At 63.1% G+C, this 16026-nt stretch carries 16 protein-coding genes; 7 read left to right on the top strand and 9 right to left on the bottom strand.

What is annotated here, in order from left to right; translation table 11 throughout:
• Positions 1-196: 196 nt before the first annotated feature.
• The 3 genes from ACTEK7_RS05165 (at position 197) to ACTEK7_RS05175 (ending at position 2771) form a co-directional block, all read left to right on the top strand.
• Complete coding sequence (locus ACTEK7_RS05165) at positions 197-478, top strand: sulfur globule protein precursor (protein WP_074447892.1); 282 nt, start codon at positions 197-199, stop codon at positions 476-478.
• A gap of 213 nt (positions 479-691) precedes the next feature.
• On the top strand, positions 692-865 hold the full coding sequence (locus tag ACTEK7_RS05170; protein ID WP_167361656.1) for a hypothetical protein: 174 nt from the start codon (positions 692-694) through the stop codon (positions 863-865).
• A gap of 46 nt (positions 866-911) precedes the next feature.
• Complete coding sequence (locus ACTEK7_RS05175) at positions 912-2771, top strand: ABC-F family ATP-binding cassette domain-containing protein (RefSeq protein WP_225146664.1); 1860 nt, start codon at positions 912-914, stop codon at positions 2769-2771.
• Positions 2772-2904: 133 nt separating this feature from the next.
• On the opposite strand, the gene ACTEK7_RS05180 is transcribed toward ACTEK7_RS05175, so the two are convergent.
• The 8 genes from ACTEK7_RS05180 to ACTEK7_RS05215 form a co-directional block, all read right to left on the bottom strand.
• Complete coding sequence (locus ACTEK7_RS05180; RefSeq protein WP_036000623.1) at positions 2905-3870, bottom strand: tripartite tricarboxylate transporter substrate-binding protein; 966 nt, start codon at positions 3868-3870, stop codon at positions 2905-2907.
• A gap of 66 nt (positions 3871-3936) precedes the next feature.
• Positions 3937-4953, bottom strand: a complete 1017-nt coding sequence (locus ACTEK7_RS05185; protein WP_225146663.1) for a SphA family protein — start codon at positions 4951-4953, stop codon at positions 3937-3939.
• Between the two features lie 13 nt (positions 4954-4966).
• Positions 4967-5908 (bottom strand): HlyD family secretion protein, encoded by a 942-nt coding sequence (locus tag ACTEK7_RS05190; RefSeq protein ID WP_225146662.1) that lies wholly within the window; start codon positions 5906-5908, stop codon positions 4967-4969.
• A complete protein-coding gene (locus ACTEK7_RS05195) occupies positions 5905-6150 on the bottom strand; it encodes a DUF3302 domain-containing protein (protein ID WP_225146783.1) in 246 nt (81 codons plus the stop codon). The genes ACTEK7_RS05190 and ACTEK7_RS05195 overlap by 4 nt, the downstream gene beginning before the upstream one ends.
• Before the next feature lie 11 nt (positions 6151-6161).
• Complete coding sequence (locus tag ACTEK7_RS05200; RefSeq protein ID WP_225146661.1) at positions 6162-7682, bottom strand: DUF1254 domain-containing protein; 1521 nt, start codon at positions 7680-7682, stop codon at positions 6162-6164.
• 9 nt (positions 7683-7691) lie between these two features.
• The gene (locus ACTEK7_RS05205; protein WP_225146660.1) at positions 7692-8198 is read right to left on the bottom strand and encodes a hypothetical protein; all 507 of its coding nucleotides are present in this window, start codon (positions 8196-8198) and stop codon (positions 7692-7694) included.
• Between the two features lie 15 nt (positions 8199-8213).
• Entirely contained in the window at positions 8214-9614 is a 1401-nt protein-coding gene (locus ACTEK7_RS05210) for a DUF1254 domain-containing protein (protein WP_225146659.1), read from the bottom strand.
• 21 nt (positions 9615-9635) lie between these two features.
• Complete coding sequence (locus tag ACTEK7_RS05215; protein WP_225146658.1) at positions 9636-11612, bottom strand: alkyl/aryl-sulfatase; 1977 nt, start codon at positions 11610-11612, stop codon at positions 9636-9638.
• 947 nt (positions 11613-12559) lie between these two features.
• On the opposite strand from ACTEK7_RS05215, the gene ACTEK7_RS05220 reads away from it, so the two are divergent.
• Positions 12560-13543, top strand: coding sequence for a helix-turn-helix domain-containing protein (locus ACTEK7_RS05220; protein WP_225146657.1), 984 nt, complete (start codon positions 12560-12562; stop codon positions 13541-13543).
• Between the two features lie 146 nt (positions 13544-13689).
• Complete coding sequence (locus tag ACTEK7_RS05225) at positions 13690-14478, top strand: class I SAM-dependent methyltransferase (protein ID WP_036000597.1); 789 nt, start codon at positions 13690-13692, stop codon at positions 14476-14478.
• An 81-nt stretch (positions 14479-14559) separates the two neighbouring features.
• Here ACTEK7_RS05225 and ACTEK7_RS05230 read toward each other — a convergent pair whose 3' ends face one another.
• Positions 14560-15030: a MarR family winged helix-turn-helix transcriptional regulator gene (locus ACTEK7_RS05230; RefSeq protein WP_036000600.1), complete on the bottom strand. Its 471-nt coding sequence runs from the start codon at positions 15028-15030 to the stop codon at positions 14560-14562.
• 97 nt (positions 15031-15127) lie between these two features.
• On the opposite strand from ACTEK7_RS05230, the gene ACTEK7_RS05235 reads away from it, so the two are divergent.
• Both ACTEK7_RS05235 and ACTEK7_RS05240 read left to right on the top strand, forming a co-directional pair.
• Positions 15128-15496 carry an antibiotic biosynthesis monooxygenase family protein gene (locus ACTEK7_RS05235; protein WP_036000602.1) on the top strand — a complete coding sequence of 123 codons (369 nt, stop codon included), beginning with the start codon at positions 15128-15130 and terminating at the stop codon, positions 15494-15496.
• 23 nt (positions 15497-15519) lie between these two features.
• Positions 15520-15993 carry a hypothetical protein gene (locus tag ACTEK7_RS05240; RefSeq protein WP_036000605.1) on the top strand — a complete coding sequence of 158 codons (474 nt, stop codon included), beginning with the start codon at positions 15520-15522 and terminating at the stop codon, positions 15991-15993.
• Positions 15994-16026: the final 33 nt, after the last annotated feature.

A 16026-nucleotide genomic window follows, 5' to 3' on the forward strand; every position in this document is an offset into this window, starting at 1 on the left:
GGGATGGCTCCCGATCCGCTGGATGACGACAATTTCACCCAGATGAACCCAATCTGAAACCGCCGTCAGGATCCGGTTCAGCTTCCCCGGCGTAAGGTTGGGCCCATCGAAACCGAAGCCTGACCTCAGGCGGACCGTTTCGGCGGCCTTTCAATCGGCGCGATAGCCCCGCGCTGGCAGTCTTCAGGAGATAACCATGTTGAGGAAACTTTCGCTTGCCGCTGTCGCCGCGGTCGCGCTGGGAGCTGCGCTGGCGCCGACCTCTGCCTCCGCTCATTGGCAAGGCGGCGGGCATGGCGGTGGCCGGCACCACGGGCACGCGCACCATCACCACGGCCATCACCACGGCCATGGCTGGGGCGGACCGCGCTTCTACGCCGGCGGTCCCGTCTCCTACGGTTATGGCGGCTGCTATGTGCGCCGGCTGGTCCCGACCCCCTGGGGACCCCGCTGGCGGCTGATCAACCGCTGCTACTGAATCCGTCAGCACCTTCCGAAGGCTACCTAAGCCCCCCAGGTACCTTCCAAGAGAAGCCCCGGCGCCCCCCTCGCCGGGGCTTTGCCTTGAGCGTACAAAGCGCCGCTCATACAATTTTTACGAGAATACCCGGCTTTCCCCAAAGCCAGCGAAACCATTTCGCCGGCAATGACTTGGTACCGTGTCTTTACTTCGAGAACACGGAACCTTGCGATGGCTGGGCTTTTTGCCAATGACAGCGAACAGATCGACCGGCGCACCAGCCGCTCGATTTGCGATGCCGTGGGCGAACGGCTGCAGCAGAGCCTCCGGCCCGAGCCGCGCCTTCCAACCCATCTCGAGCAGCTCCTGAACGAGCTGCAGCGGCGCGAGCGCGAGACGCACTAACGCAAAAACGAGTTGCGTTCGCCGCGCCTTGCGGTGACAAGGCCGCATGCTCGCCATCACCGACCTCTCCATCCGCCTCGCCGGACGCCTTTTGATCGACCAGAGTTCCGTGCAGATCACGCCCGGATCGCGCGTCGGCCTGGTCGGACGCAACGGCACCGGCAAGTCGACGCTGTTCAAGGTGATCCGCGGCGAGCTTGCGGCCGAGCACGGCTCGGTGACCCTGCCGCCGCGCTGGCGCATCGGCAGCCTTGCGCAGGAAGCGCCGAACGGTCCCGAAAGCCTGATCTCGGTCGTGCTCAAGGCCGACCTCGAACGCGACGCGCTGCTCAATGAAGCCGAGCACGCGACCGATCCGCACCGCATCGCCGAGATCCAGACCCGCCTCGTCGACATCGACGCGCACTCGGCGCCGAGCCGGGCGGCGGCGATCCTCTCCGGCCTCGGCTTCTCCGCCGCCGATCAGCTCCGCCCCTGCGCCGAGTTCTCCGGCGGCTGGCGCATGCGCGTCGCGCTCGCCGCAACGCTGTTCGCGGCGCCCGACCTTCTGCTGCTCGACGAGCCCACCAACTATCTCGACCTCGAAGGCACGCTGTGGCTGGAGGATCACCTTGCGCATTATCCGCGCACCGTGATCGTGATCAGCCACGACCGCGACCTCCTGGAAAGCTCGGTCGACCAGATCCTGCACCTGGAGCGCGGCAAGCTCACGCTCTACAAGGGCAGCTACTCCTCTTTCGAGGAGCAGCGCGCCGCGCGCGAGCTGCTCGACGCCAAGGCGGTCAAGCGCCAGGAGGCCGAGCGCGCTCGCCTGCAGTCCTTCGTCGATCGTTTCAAGGCCAAGGCGTCCAAGGCCCGCCAGGCACAGTCTCGCGTCAAGATGCTGGAGCGGCTGAAGCCGATCACGGCGCTGGTCACCGAGGACGTGCGCGAGATCAGCTTCCCGGCACCGGAGAAGATCTTGTCGCCGCCGATCATCGCCGTCGACAACGCCTCGGTCGGCTACGACCCGGCGAGCCCGGTGCTGGGCCGCGTCACCTTGCGCATCGACAACGACGACCGCATCGCGCTGCTGGGCGCCAACGGCAACGGCAAGTCGACGCTGGTGAAACTGCTCGCCGGACGGCTCGCGCCGTTCTCGGGCAAGGTGACGCGCGCGGACAAGCTGTCGATCGCCTATTTCGCGCAGCACCAGCTCGATGAGCTCAACGAGGACGCCTCCGCCTACGACCACGTCCGCAAGCTGATGGGCGATGCGCCCGAAGCCAAGGTGCGCGCCCGCGCCGGCGCGATCGGCTTCTCCGGCAAGGCGGCCGATACCAAGGCCGGCAAATTGTCAGGAGGCGAGAAGGCGCGCCTTCTCCTGGGCCTTGCGACCTTCTTCGGCCCCAACATGATCATCCTGGACGAGCCGACCAACCATCTCGACATCGACAGCCGCGGCGCGCTTGCAGAAGCGATCAACGAGTTTCCCGGCGCGGTGATCATGGTCTCGCACGATCGCTACCTGATCGAGGCCTGCGCCGATCGGCTGTGGATCGTGGCCGATCGCACCGTGACCAATTACGACGGCGACCTCGACGAGTATCGCCGCCTGGTGCTGTCCACGCGCAACGCGGAAGCCCCGCGCGAGCGCAGTGCGCCGCCTGAGAAGCCGCAGCGGCCGAAAGCGGACAATCGCGGCTCGCTGAAGAAGCGCATCGCCGAAGCCGAGGCCGAGATCGCCCGCGTGAGCGAGATCATCGCCAAGATCGACACGGCGCTGGCCCTGCCCGACATTTTCACGCGCGATCCCAAGCAGGCGGCGCAGCTGTCCAAGGCGCGTGCCAATGCCGCCGACGCGCTGGCGCGCGCCGAGGAGCAATGGCTCGAGGCGAGCGCGCAGTTCGACGAGTCGGCGGGCTAGCGCTCCTCCGCGCTCCAACCAAACGTGCAAAACAACCCCATGCACAGTACCGGCACTATGGCACCGGCAAGCGAGCCTTTGAACAAGCTGCTTTTTGCCCGCTCGGCCTTCAAGCCCGGCGGGACGCAATAGCTCAATCCGCGTATTGCCCGGCGGCCTTGATGATCGGCGCCCAGCGGTCGATCTCGCTGGTCAGCATCGCGCCCAACGCCTCCGGTGTCGCCTTGTCCTGCGGGACCGGCTCGGTGTTGATGTCGTTGAACCGGGCGATCAGCGCGGGATCCTTGAGCGCGGTCTGCAGCGCCGCCGTCAGCTTCTGAACGACCGCCGGCGGCGTGCCCTTGGGCGCATAGATGCCGTGCCAGACACCGAGCTCGAAACCCTTCAGGCCGGCCTCGTCGGCCGTCGGCAGATCGGGCAGGCTCTTCAGCCGCTCCTTGGTGGTGATCGCGTAGGCCTTGACCTGCTTGGCCGTGATCGGCCCGGTGGTGTTGGTCGCCTGGTCGCAGGTGAGATCGATCTGCTTGCCGAGCAGGTCGTTCATGATCGGGCCGTTGCCCTTGTAGGGCACCGTGGTGAGCTGCTTCTGGATCGCGGTCATGAACAGCATGCCGCACAGATGGGAGGCCGCACCCAGGCCGGCGTTGGCGTAGGTCAGCTTGTCGCCCTGCTGCTGGGCGTAGGCGACGAGCTCCTTGAGCGTGTTGGCCGGGAAATCGGGCCGCGCAATGATGGTCATCGGCGCGTTGGTCACGAGCCCGATCGGCGCAAAGGCCGTCTTGGTGTCGTAGCTGAGGTTGCGGTAGAGCGTCGCCGCGGTCGAGATGCCGACGTGATGGATCAGCAGCGTGTAGCCGTCCGGTTGGGCGCGCGCGGCGCGGGTCGTGCCGATGGTGCCGCCGGCACCGGTCGCATTCTCGACGATGACCTGCTGTCCCAGGGATTTCGCCATGCCCGCCGCAGTCAACCGCGCGATAGTGTCGGTCGGCCCGCCCGCAGCGAACGGGACCAGCATGGTGATGGGCCGGGTCGGATAGTCCTGCGCGAATGCCGCACCGAGCGGCAGAAGAAGCGCCGATACAAGGGCAATGAACCGCATAGTTTCCTCCGGATTGTTGTTTGCGCCATCAAAGCGCATTCCGGGGCGCGCGGCAAAGGATTACGGTCAGCGCTTGCGAGCCGCTGTTTTTGTCGAGGCCGGCTCTGGTGGCGCCGCCGAAACCGCGAACGTCACCCATGTGCCCCAAGTGCTTGCGCGGTTCTCGACCTCCACGTCCTTGTAGCCCTTGATGTTCAGATATCCCTGGTAGCCGTCAGACATCGGAATGATGAAACCGACCTGCGGTCCGATACCGATCGCGCGGCCCCGAAAGCCTCCGAGCTTGGCGCCGGGACCGGAATCATCGGTGATCTGCTGGTAGAAGTAGCCGGCTACGCCAATCTGAAAGTGCTTGCCCAGAAATTGTGACGCCGCCCAGTCCACGTGGAAGTCGATGCCGTTCTGGTACTGCAGATACGGATTGGGCAGGCTGTAGGTCAGTCCGCCGACGACCGAGAATTCATGGCCGGTCTTCGGGTCGAAGTAGGTGTAGCCGGCTCCTGCATCCCAGGCGACAAAGCCGAGATTGAGATTCGCGAGCCGGGTCGGATCGTAGGTGCCGCTCGGGATATTGCTGGTGATGTAGACCATCTCGTTGTGGACGCCCTGATTCCATTTCAGCGTGCCTTGGTAGAACACATCCGAGAGCGTGGTCCGATTGTCGCTTCTGCCCCCTGAAATGACATTCCCGGCGGGGCCGGTCAGCGTGGCGTCGATGCCGACACCGACATTGCCGGGCGCAGTTATCAACGAGATCGCGGCTTGCCCGCCAAGCACGGGAGTCGGTGAGACGTAGGTGATGCCGATGGCGAGCGCATCGCCATGCGCGTTCAGCCCGGTGACGACGGAACCGCTGGCTCCGCCGCTCGTAACGAAATTCTTGGTGGCTCCCGCATCGGCCTGCAGGTGCAGATAGATCGAAGCATAGGCCCAGCCCGGCACCGTCGGCGCGGCGGCGAGGCTGCCGAAGATGCCCGGCAGCCAGAAGCCGACACCGCCGGCGTCAGCCCGGGCTTGGGATGGAAGCGAAATGATCGCCCATCCGAGGGTCACCACAGCCGCGAATGATGCCTTTGTTCTCATGGTGCCCTCCACTTCAGAACGGAACGACGTAGTTGAGGATTGCGATCTGCCGCAGCAGCACTCGGCGGATGACGTGGCTGACCCTCACGCGGTCGGTGAAGACGGCGGCAATACCCGTAGAGCCCGCCGGCAAAGTCTTCGCTGTCTCGCCGTCGTCGAGTGTCACACGAACGACGAAGGGCACCGTCTCGATCGCCTTGGGCATGATGGCCTGGCCCGAGACCTGCGTCTGTCCGGTCGCAACCGCCTGGAGGATGCTTTCGACCTTGCCGGTGAAGATCCGCCCCGGAGCGAACTTGAAGGCGATCTGGACGTCCTGGCCGGGGGCAACGTAGCGGGCGTCGATCTGGTCGATCTCGACCGCGACATGGGTCGCGGAGGTATCGATGAACGCCATCGCGGGCGAGACCGACAGGTTTCCGACGCGGGCGCCCTTCCTGAGCGCCACGTTCGTCACGTAACCCTCCGCGGCTGCGCGGACGACAGTCTTGTCCAAATTCCACTGCGCGTTCTGCAACTGGGCCTTCAACTGATCGACTTCGGACTGCCGCTGCTCTACGTCGAACCCGCGGCCGGCGTCCCGTTCGTACAGCGAGGTCATCTGGCTCAGGCGGGTGCTCGACAGCTTGAGCTGCGCCTCGATCGCCTTCACCTGCGCATCGTAGGGCGTCGGGTCGATCCGGAAGAGAACGTCGCCCTCTTTCAGCGGCCTGTTCGGCGCGACCGGTACATCCACGACCTCGCCGGCGACGTCAGGAACGATCGAGACGGCATTGCGGTAGACCAGCGCCTTGCCTTGCGGCGCGCCCCAGCCCATGGGGATGAAGAGCCCAATGTTGAGGAGCAGAAGCACGATCAGAGGCGAAGTCTTCCAGAAAGTGTTGAAGCGGATGACGCCGAGCCATACCAGCGAGAACAGCAGCGCCAGATAAAGCGCCATGAGCGCGATCATCATGGCCGGGGCTCCGCCGTGCCTTTGGCGGGAACGTCGACATACGCCCAGATCATCGCAATCGGCCACAGGGCGAAGCCGAAGATCAGCGTAATCCAGCCGGCGACACCCACCGCTTCGGCCCACGGATGTCTACGCCGTCTGGCGACATGGCCCGGCATCGACCCCACCAACCAAATGACGAGGACGAGCACCGCCAGCAGAATGGCGAGCACGATCCAGGCAAGGACATCGAGGCCGCTCATGAGCTGCACCTTCAGGTCACTTTCTTCACCTGCGGCGGGGTCCATGACCCGTCCAATATCGGTGCCTTGGGCCAGTACGCCCTGATGTAGAGCGAGAAATCTCCCTTGGGCGCCGGCAGCCAATTGGCACGGTTCGGCTCCGGCGGCGGTTCCGCCTGGACGTAGATCGTCAAGGAGCCGTCGGAAGCCGCTTTCAAGCCCCTGTTCTTCGTGCCAAGCGAATAGCGGCGCAGCTCGTTGGGGGCGAAGAAGTGATGCTCGTTGTAGAGCGTCAGGGACCAGAAGCCGTTCACGGGCGGGGTCTCGTCCTTCCCGAACGTGACCATATAACGATTGGCCCCGTTCAGCCGCCCACCGTCAGCATCCAGATCCTGATAAAAATATTTGGTCTCGTTCGGCGCGTTGACCAGGATGTTGGATTTCGCAGTCGCCGTCCGCGTGAAGTAATCCGTGCCGAAGGCCGACTCGTTGACGATTGTGCTCCAGTGATGCGGGAGCTGCCGGCCCCAGTTGCGGAACTCGAAGAGGGGATTGATGACCTGGTCCTCGACTTCCGCCACCATTTTCATCAACGGCTCCTTCCATGCCGGATTGGCTTTCAGGGCTTCGAGCAACGCGTGCATCTGGGCGTAGCGGGATTCCTCGCCAGGCAAAGCGGGCGCATCCGCGAGCACGTCCGCAAGCTGATCGAAGAACTTCTCCGGAAACACCCACCTCGACTCGGTTTCGCCCGTTGCACCTGCCGGCACACGCTTGAGCCTGCTCCACTCGGTGCTCTTCATCGTTCCGTCGAACTCGGCGAGCGGATACATCATCACCTGGCGCAGCACCGACTGGACGGCCTTCTTGTCCTCGGGCGCATCGTCCTGGAAAATGCGCGGGCCGACGAACCCAGTGCTGGTGGATGAGCGGAATACGCGCGTGATGCCCTTAGGAGCCTCTCCCCGCCAATTTGGGCCGACGAGCAGGTAGAAGCCCGCTGTCGTCCCATACATCTTTCCAAGCTGCACGAAACTGTCGGTGCGAAGGTCGACGACCTGGTAGACCCAGAATCGATCGCCGAAATCTGGCACCTGGATCACCACCGGCGAGAGATCCAGCGCAAGCGCGCCCGCCCCATAGACGACGTCCTGGTTCGGGCAGGCAACCAGCCTTTCTTCCGGCTCGATGTAATCGGTGAGCATGCCGAACCGGTTCAGCGGCGCAATCGGCGCCGGCCCCGACAGGACTATCTCGGGCAAGTCCTTGAATGCGAGCCGGCGATTGTAGATGTTGACCAGCGGCCACGCCCAGAAATAGGCGTCGCGGGCCACAAGCTTTGCGTACTCGATCGTCATCTTGATGCGGGTGTCGGGACCTGTCGGAAGCGAGCGTGCCCAATTCGGCGAAGGCGGAAGTGGCTGCGGGCTAAGCGGCGCGGTCTGGGCGTTTGCGAACACTGGAGCCTGCCCGATGCCGCCTGCCGCGGCGAGAGTGGCTCCGGCGAGCAAAACGTTCCGCCGACTGAAGGAGGATCCGATTCCCGTCCCCATATCGGACTCCTAGGTGCCGAAGCGTTGGCGAGGAATGTCATCGAGAGCGTGACGAACTGTGTTGAACGCCAGGATCACGCCGGTGAAGTAGACTGCGAAGAAGAAGGTCTGCCCGAACAGCCAGGCGTTCTTTCCCGTGATGTTCGGCACGTAGTAGAAGTTCGGCCAGATCTTGTTGAAGGCGAAGTAGCCGGGATAGCCGACAGCGAACACGCCGAGCAGGCCGATAATGCAGAGCCAGAACGCAAGACCATCGCCTGCCGACCTGCCGTTTGCGCGACCCGTGCTCAGCAGCAACGTCAAGCCGAGCGCGACCATCCCGAGGCCACCACCCTGCACGATCGCCACGGAGAGCGTCCACGGGCACGCCCACCAAAGCGTGACATTGCGCCTGAACAGTTCACCTGCGTCGGCGCTGGCGCCTACGCAGTAGTGGCCGATGATGCCGAAGGTGAGGAATAGACCAAAGACGAAGACACCGAGCCCCCATTTGGCGAACCGCGCACCCATCGTCATATTAGAATTTCCCTTTCAGCCCGCGAACTTCACGACGTCGGGTAGCGCCCACTTCTTTTGGAAGAACTCCTGTCTCGGTCCATACGCGCGGAACATCAGTTCGAATTCGCGTTCGGGATCGGTCGGCACCCAATTCGATTCTTTGCCAGACGGCGCTTTGGGACCGAAATAGATGTCGATCGAACCGTCCGAATTCTTCTGCACTTCGGCGCTGTTGGAAGCGCGGCTGGCGCGGTGCATATTCCTGACCAGCGCGTGCGTCTGCCGGTCATAAACCGTGACCGACCAGTATTGGTCGATCGGGACGTTCGCCGGCACAGTCAGCCTGTAGGTGTTGGCGCCGTCCAGGCTCTGCCCATCCTTCGACTTCGGTGTCAGCAGGTAGAATTGGCCGACGCCAAGCCTTTTGATACCGATATAGCCGAGCGTATAGATCATACCGCGCCAATCCAGCGGATAGGAGTCCAGCTCGGCATAGCGCGCGGACATGGCCTTCGCGAGTTCCGGCACTCCACCAGGGCGCCAGTTAGTGCCGGGATAGAAGACTTCCCAGCCCGCTTCATAGCGTGCATCGAGCCACGCCTTGGCCTCGACAGCCGCTGCATCGAGGATGTTGCGCGTCTTGCCATCCGGCTTGTACGGCTTTCCCTTCTCGATGCCGAGTGTCCGAAGCTGGTCGATCATCGCGCGATCGCGCTCCAGCCAAGTGTCCCTTTGCATCACCCGGTTGAGGTTCTCGAAGAACGTGGAATCGAAGCGAATGGTGGAATCGAACAGGACGTCTCTCGCGTCCGTGAACGCCGTCGGAGGCGGATTTGCCGCCGCGGATAGAGGATAGACCTTCAGCTTCTTGCCGTACGAGATCGCCGCCGCGACATCCGGATCGCTATGGCTTCTCAGGTTCGAGCGGATGAGGGCGTATCCCTCGAAAGTGTCGGACTGAAGCGGCGTAGTTCCTGCCGGAGACGGGCCGGCGTAGCCTGGCGGCAGAATGACGAATTTCCCTCCTGCTCCCTTGTCGATGCCGAGCAGCCCGGCGTCTTCGAGCGGCATCTGCCAGATCGTGACGATGTTGGCATTGAGCGAACCGCTCCCGTCGGCCGCAGGGACTTCGATGACGACGGGCCCGTCATGCGTGTCGAAGAACGTCATGAAATAGATGGTGTCGGGGTTCGGCGTCAGCGTCTGGTTCATCCAGTCGAGTGCACGGCCCCAATAGACGACTTCGCCGACCCGCGCCTTCGTCTTCGTCAGCATTTCCTGCCGCATCAGTTCGTAGTTCACGACGGGCATGCCCCAGATCACCGCCTCAACGGCCCGGCTTTGCTTGAGCCGATCGCCGGGCGACTGCGCCTGGGCAAGGCAAGCTCCTGATATTGCGATCAGCATCGCTAGGAGAAGGGTGGCTTTTTTCACTGTCTGGTCTCCCCGGCCGGACTACGGCGTCACGATGTTGAACCAGAACGGCGGCTTCTGGAACAAGCCGACGAACTCGGTCACCGCCTCCTTTCGACCCTCGACCTTGATGTCGCCCGCAGCGATGGCCTTGTCCGCCGTGATTTCGCCGGCCTGGATCCGGTCGAACGTAGCCTTGGTCAGCGTCAGCTTTGCGTCCGTCGTTGCCGGCTTCTTCGAGTAGTTCAGCACGCTGTTCTCGACGATGAGCGCGTAGGCTTCCTTCAGGTCACTGAAGTCCATCGTGACCGAGAGCTTCTTGCCTGCCGCCTTCTGCGCGTCGAGCTGCACGGCGAGATAGTCGAAGGTCATCTCCGGCGGCATCGCCCTGATGGTGTCGGGACCAGCGGTGTCGATGCTGCCGGCGCTCGGCAGCCCGTGGCGAAGCTCCAGCGCGCCCTGCAGGTACACCGAACGCCAGGGCCCGGATTCCGCCTGATAGCCCATCTGCTCGTAGCTGTCGGCCAGAAGCTCCTTGGCCTCCTTGTTGTTCGGGTCGGCGAAGACCACATGTTTCAGCGCTTCGGCAACCCAGCGATATTCTCCCTTGTCGAAGTCCGCCTTCGCCTTCTGCAGCACCGATGTCGCGCCACCCATGTAGTCGACGTACTTCTTCGCGGCTTCCTCAGGAGGCAATTGGTCGAGGGTTGTCGGATTGCCGTCATAGAAGCCCATGTAGAACTGGTACACGGCGCGGCTGTCGTGCTTCAGCGAGCCGTAATAGCCGCGGTTGAACCAGGCCTTGTCGAGCTCGGGCGGCAGCTTGATGATGTTGGAGATCTCGACGCCGGTGTAGCCGCGGTTCATCAGGCTCACCGACTGGTCGTGCATGTATTTGTAGAGGTCGCGCTGCTTCTTCCAGTACGCGATGATCTTGTCGTTGCCCCACATCGGCCAGTGATGGGCCTGGAATTTGACGTCCGTTCCCTCGCCGTAGAGATCGATGGTCTCGTTGATGTACTTGGCCCAGTTCAGGGCATTGCGGACCTGCGCGCCGCGCAAGGTGAGAACGTTGTGCATCGTGTTGGTGGTGTTCTCGGCCATCCACATCGCGCGGAACTGAGGCAGGTAGGTGTTCATCTCGGCCGGCGCCTCCGTGCCCGGCGTCAGCTGGAACACCATCCGGACGCCATCGATGACGATCTCCTCGCCGGTCTTTTTGATCTCCCGTGTGGGTAGGATCAGTCCCGAATTGCCGTGCCCGATGGTCTGGCCCAGACCGGCGTTGACGCCGCCTTGGGCGTTGCGGGCCAGCAGAGGTCCGTACATGTAAATGCCGCGGCGGCCCATCGCATTGCCGGCGATGACGAACTCGCTGATCGCATGCTCGGTGAAGTTCTGCGGTGCGAAGATCTGCACCTTGCCCGCCCTGACATCCGCTTCGTCGACGAGACCGCGCACGCCACCAAAATGGTCACCGTGGCTGTGGCTGTAAACCACGGCCAGCACGGGCCGCTTGCCGAGGTGCTGGCTAACGATGTCGTAGGCCGCCCTGCCCGTCTCAAGATTGCTCCCGGTGTCGAGGATGATCCACCCCGTCTCACCTTGGACGAAAGTGACATTGGCGAGGTCGTAGCCGCGGACCTGAAAAATGCGATCATGGACCTTGAACAGACCATACTGCATGCAGAGCTGCGCGTTGCGCCACAAGCTCGGATTCACGGTGTCCGGCGCCGGCTTGTCGACATCGATGAACTTCTTGTAGGTTTCCAGATCCCAGACGATGCCGCCCTTCTCGTCGCGGATTGTCAGCGTTTCGGGCTTGGCGATCAGGCCGCGCGCGGCGTTCTCGAAGTCTTCCTTGTCATCGAAATTGAGGTACTTCCTGAGCGCATCGTTGGCTGCCTTGGTCGCGGCTGTTGCAGGCTTGGGTTGTGTGCCGGTTGAGGATTGCGCGGCCGCGGCGGGAATGACACCAGGCGACCACCCGAGCCATGCTAGGGCAGAGCCGGCCAACATGAGCTGGCGTCTATCAGGGCCAGCGGAGGCAGTGTCGGGGGTCGCTGGAGATTGTCGCGCATCGCGAGAGATCATTGCTTCACTCCGATAATGAGACGATGAAGCGACCCCCACAATGCGGGGGGTCGGCCTGAACCATCTATTGGGGGCAATAGTCCCAGAAGCCCTGGGTGCGGGACGGATCCGTGTAGTACCAGCACATCCCGGGCGCCGGCGCCGCGCCGGCCCAAGCAGCTGCTGTCGCTGCCGTTACGAAGCCGATCGCGGCACCGGCTGCGATGGCGCCACCGACCGGCCAGCGGTACCAGCCAGGACGCGCCCAACGTACGCCACCGCCATGATAGCCAGGCCGAACAACGGTCGTTCGTCGCACCGCGGCATTGGCGCGCGGCCCGACGACCGCCGTGCCGCTGCGGACCGCGGCCCCTCCGCGTGGTCCGACCGCTGCGCCGCGGCGATGCACAGCGGCACGCACCTGTGTGAGGTCGTCTTGGAACTGGAAGGCTGACGGGTCAGGCGCCAAGGGCGCTGCTCGAACTGCGCTCGGAACGGCGCAGCAAATAGCTACCAAGATCAGGAGAGAAATCCGGAAGTTCACGGCAGGCCCGTGATCGAACGTCATGCGAAATGTCGGCATTGTCAGGCCCTCCAATTTTCTTATCGGCTCACAGATCGTGCGAGCGCCTATGTCAGCCTCTCGTCTTCCTTCCCCTTGCTCCTCCTTTGCGACCTTTCGGCTTCATCTCGCAGCGGTTGCACATCTAGGATAGCTCACCTCCCTCCCGCTGTGATGTGCAGTTTGTGCCGATGCGACGCCTTGCCGCCTTCCGTCGAAAAATGAAGGATTTTCAACTGGATGTTGTGAGCGCAATTCGAGGCAAATTGCCCACGCCGCTTTTTCGTCGCAATGAAAGCGAAGCTTAGGGTGCCGAGCCAGAGTGCAAGAGATGCCGGGCGTCGTTGGGATCATCGATCAGGGCCGTGGCGGCAGCACGATCAGTTGCCGCGAGATTACGATCAACGGGTTCGAGCAACTTCGCGCCGCGACGCCCACGAGCAGCGCAGAGATCATCCAGATCCAGCCCGGCCGCATGCAAGGACATCTGAAGCACGCGAGCGTCGCCGGACTATCGCTCGGGTTTGGCACGTTCTCGCACGGGGTGATTTCGCGCGGCGTCTACAGCGACGACCGCGTGACGATCGGGTTCCTGACGCAGGTCAATCGGCGACGCAGCTCCCAGCGAGGGATCGGCGGCATTCGGATCTGGTCTCCCGGCGTGGAGCATCAAAGCCGCTACGTCGCGGGCGTTTCCTTTGGCGCCATCTCTGTCTCGACGGAGGATATGGCTCGGTTCTTCGGACCCGACAGCCGGTTCAGCGAGCCGACAGCATGGCTGGGAAGAAGCGCGTTCCACACCAACCCTGAAACGGGCGACGCTCCGGCCCGCGTGCTGAGAAGCATCATGGCCGGCTTCGACCGATGCGCTGGCAAACTGGGTCCGTCCGAGGCGGAGTACTGGAAGCGGGCCATCATCGAAAGCGCGTGCTACGCGATTGCGAACTCGGAACAGTCGGCCGTCTTCGTCTCTTCACCGCAACGGCTGGTGAGACGAGCGCAGGAGTATCTCGACGCTTCGGGCGACGCTCCAATTCACATCTCTGAGCTTCTCGCGTATCTGCGCGTGTCCCGACGCGCGCTGCACAGAGCCTTCGACGAAGTCCTCGGCATTCCGCCAATGAGATACCTTCGGCAGAAGCGGTTGTGCGAGGCGCGGCTGCTTCTGCAACACGGAGCTGCAACCGGCGTCACCGTGGCGGAGGTTGCCTTCAGGCAGGGCTTCTCCGATTTCAGCAGGTTCTCGGCCTATTATCGCGTCCTTTTCGGCGAGAATCCGTCCGAGACGTTGAACAGACATTCGATGCGGAGCTGAAAGCCGGCCGGACCTGAATGGCACGTCCGGAGCTCCACCTGTTCGGGCTCAAGCTTCCGCTGGCCGAGGCACGTCGCACATCGTGCGGCTTCATGGTACGAGGTAGGCGCTCTTATTTTGAATAGGTAGTTTCAAGGAGATCCCGGATGTCATCGCCCGAACCGATCAAATTCACCGACGGCGCGGCTTACGAGCGCTTCATGTCGCCCTGGAGCCGATCGGCCGGCAACCTGTTTCTCGACTGGCTCGCGCCCCGTCCGGGACTAGCCTGGGTGGACGTCGGTGCCGGCAATGGCGCGTTCACCGAACTCCTTCTTGCAAGAGGTGCCCCTTCGTCGGTTTGCGCGATCGATCCCTCCGATGCGCAGATTGCAACGGCGCGCGAAAAGTTGGCGGCAAAGCAGGTCGAGCTCTCGATCGGCGATGCGATGGCCCTGCCCTATGAGGCCAACCGCTTCGACATCGCGGTGATGGCGCTGGTGTTGTTCTTCGTCCCCGATCCGCGCAAGGGCGCCGCGGAAATGGTCCGCGTCGCCAAGCCGGGCGGCCTGGTCGCGTCCTACACTTGGGATATTTTGCGCGGCGGCACGCCCACGCAACCATTGTGGGAGGAGTTGGATGCGCTTGGCATTCCGGCAGCGCGCCCGCCGAGTGCAGAGATCTCGCGTTTCGAGGCGCTGAAGGCGCTCTGGGCGGAGCTCGGTCTACGCGATATCGAAACCCGCGAACTGGTGGTCGATCGAACGTTCTCTGACTTCGACGACTACTGGCTGTCCATGGTCGTGAGCAGCCCGACCGGCATCGTGGGAAAGCTATCGGAGGCCGAGGGTGCGGAGCTCAAACGTCGACTCCAGGCGCGACTGCCGGCAAGCGCGACCGGCGCGATCACCTTTCATGCCTCGGCGACCGCGATCAAGGGCCGGAAAGCGGGTTGATGACCTGGACTGCATCCGCGTTCGGGAGCCACACATCGCATTCGATGTAACCTGCGCGCGGCCTTGCCATTCGCCCAAGGGCTACGTCTGCTGCTCGGCATCGCTCTCGAGCTTGTTACGGAGTGCCGCGACGATGCGATGAACCGTTTGCAGATCCTTGACCGCAAGCCCTTCGGAAAGGCTGTTGACCCACGGCATCTGCAAAGCCATGGCGGCGTCGAAAGCGCGCCGCCCCTTGTCGGTGAGGACGACGAGCTGTGCGCGGCGGTGATGCGGATTGGCCTCGAAGGCAACGAGGCCTTCCGCATGGAGGTCGTTGACGATCCGCTGCACGTTCTGGCGATTGCCGCCGAGATCGCGGGCGAGCCAGGCTACCGGCTGCGGTCGCTCTGCCTGCACGATGGCGCCGAGAATCTGCCAGCGGGCGCTGGTGAGCCCGAGCGGGGCCACCAAACGGTCCCCTGCGGTCAGGAGCAGGCTGTTCAGCCGGAACAAGTCAAGCATGAGGTTCGTCAGGGCATCGCCGGCCGGCGTCCGTTGGGATTTCCGCATCCGTCACCATAGACAGTTATTGACATCATGATGTCAAATTACTAGATTGCATATAGTACCATATTGACATCATAAAACCATCTCGACGGAGTTCGTCATGGCACGCTTACGCCCACTGGACCCCGACTTTCCCATCGAGCGTCAGCTCGGCATCGACACCGGCCCTTTGGTACTGGTGAATCTGTTCACGCTCGACAAGGCCGACGAACAAAGCTTTCTCCAGGTCTGGCAGGACGATGCCGCCTTCATGAAGCGGCAGCCCGGCTTCATCTCCACCCAGCTTCACCGCGCGATCGGCGAAAGCCCCACCTATCTGAACTACGCAGTTTGGCAGACGAATGCCGACTTCCGGGCTGCGTTCACGCACCCCGAGTTCAGGTCGAAGATCTCGGCTTACCCTGCATCCGCGGTCGCCTCCCCGCACCTGTTCCAGAAAGTCGCGGTGCCCGGCATCTGCGTCGCGTAGCTCGCTTCGAAAACGGCAGACCCATGACCAAGATCATCCACCCAGTCGCGGGAGCGGTCGCACTGATCACCATTGCGACTTTCTGGCTTTCCACGGCTCTCACCGAGCTGTTTGCGTCACACGAGACCATAGCCATGGTGAAGACCGCCATACCGTGGGGCTTCCTGCTGCTCATTCCGATGCTTGCGGCGACGGGAGGCTCGGGATTCGTCCTGGCAAAGCAGCGGCGCGCCGGCCTGATCGGTGCGAAGATCAGACGCATGCCGTTCATTGCCGGCAACGGCATCCTGATTCTGATTCCCGCCGCGTTGTTTCTTGCCTACAAGGCAAAGGCCGCGGAGTTCGACACCGCGTTCTACGCCGTGCAGGCTCTCGAACTGGCCGCCGGAGCAACGAACATCGTTCTGCTCGGTCTCAATATGCGTGACGGCTTCAAGATGAAGGGCGGTTTCCGCGTTCGCGAGCCTGATCGCTTGAGCACCAAGCCGATCCTCTGACTGCGAAGATTCTTTCACTGCTGCGGAAGTGAT

It is taken from the genome of Bradyrhizobium sp. JHI2711 (genome assembly GCF_056156565.1).

Coding starts and splice junctions, on each gene's coding strand:
- ACTEK7_RS05215 (WP_225146658.1), bottom strand. CDS start 11,612: ATGTTGGCCGGCTCTGCCCTAGCATGGCTCGGGTGGTCGCCTGGTGTC.
- ACTEK7_RS05175 (WP_225146664.1), top strand. CDS start 912: ATGCTCGCCATCACCGACCTCTCCATCCGCCTCGCCGGACGCCTTTTG.
- ACTEK7_RS05230 (WP_036000600.1), bottom strand. CDS start 15,030: ATGCGGAAATCCCAACGGACGCCGGCCGGCGATGCCCTGACGAACCTC.
- ACTEK7_RS05225 (WP_036000597.1), top strand. CDS start 13,690: ATGTCATCGCCCGAACCGATCAAATTCACCGACGGCGCGGCTTACGAG.
- ACTEK7_RS05220 (WP_225146657.1), top strand. CDS start 12,560: ATGCCGGGCGTCGTTGGGATCATCGATCAGGGCCGTGGCGGCAGCACG.
- ACTEK7_RS05170 (WP_167361656.1), top strand. CDS start 692: ATGGCTGGGCTTTTTGCCAATGACAGCGAACAGATCGACCGGCGCACC.
- ACTEK7_RS05235 (WP_036000602.1), top strand. CDS start 15,128: ATGGCACGCTTACGCCCACTGGACCCCGACTTTCCCATCGAGCGTCAG.
- ACTEK7_RS05205 (WP_225146660.1), bottom strand. CDS start 8,198: ATGACGATGGGTGCGCGGTTCGCCAAATGGGGGCTCGGTGTCTTCGTC.
- ACTEK7_RS05180 (WP_036000623.1), bottom strand. CDS start 3,870: ATGCGGTTCATTGCCCTTGTATCGGCGCTTCTTCTGCCGCTCGGTGCG.
- ACTEK7_RS05240 (WP_036000605.1), top strand. CDS start 15,520: ATGACCAAGATCATCCACCCAGTCGCGGGAGCGGTCGCACTGATCACC.
- ACTEK7_RS05195 (WP_225146783.1), bottom strand. CDS start 6,150: ATGAGCGGCCTCGATGTCCTTGCCTGGATCGTGCTCGCCATTCTGCTG.
- ACTEK7_RS05185 (WP_225146663.1), bottom strand. CDS start 4,953: ATGAGAACAAAGGCATCATTCGCGGCTGTGGTGACCCTCGGATGGGCG.
- ACTEK7_RS05165 (WP_074447892.1), top strand. CDS start 197: ATGTTGAGGAAACTTTCGCTTGCCGCTGTCGCCGCGGTCGCGCTGGGA.
- ACTEK7_RS05190 (WP_225146662.1), bottom strand. CDS start 5,908: ATGATGATCGCGCTCATGGCGCTTTATCTGGCGCTGCTGTTCTCGCTG.
- ACTEK7_RS05200 (WP_225146661.1), bottom strand. CDS start 7,682: ATGGGGACGGGAATCGGATCCTCCTTCAGTCGGCGGAACGTTTTGCTC.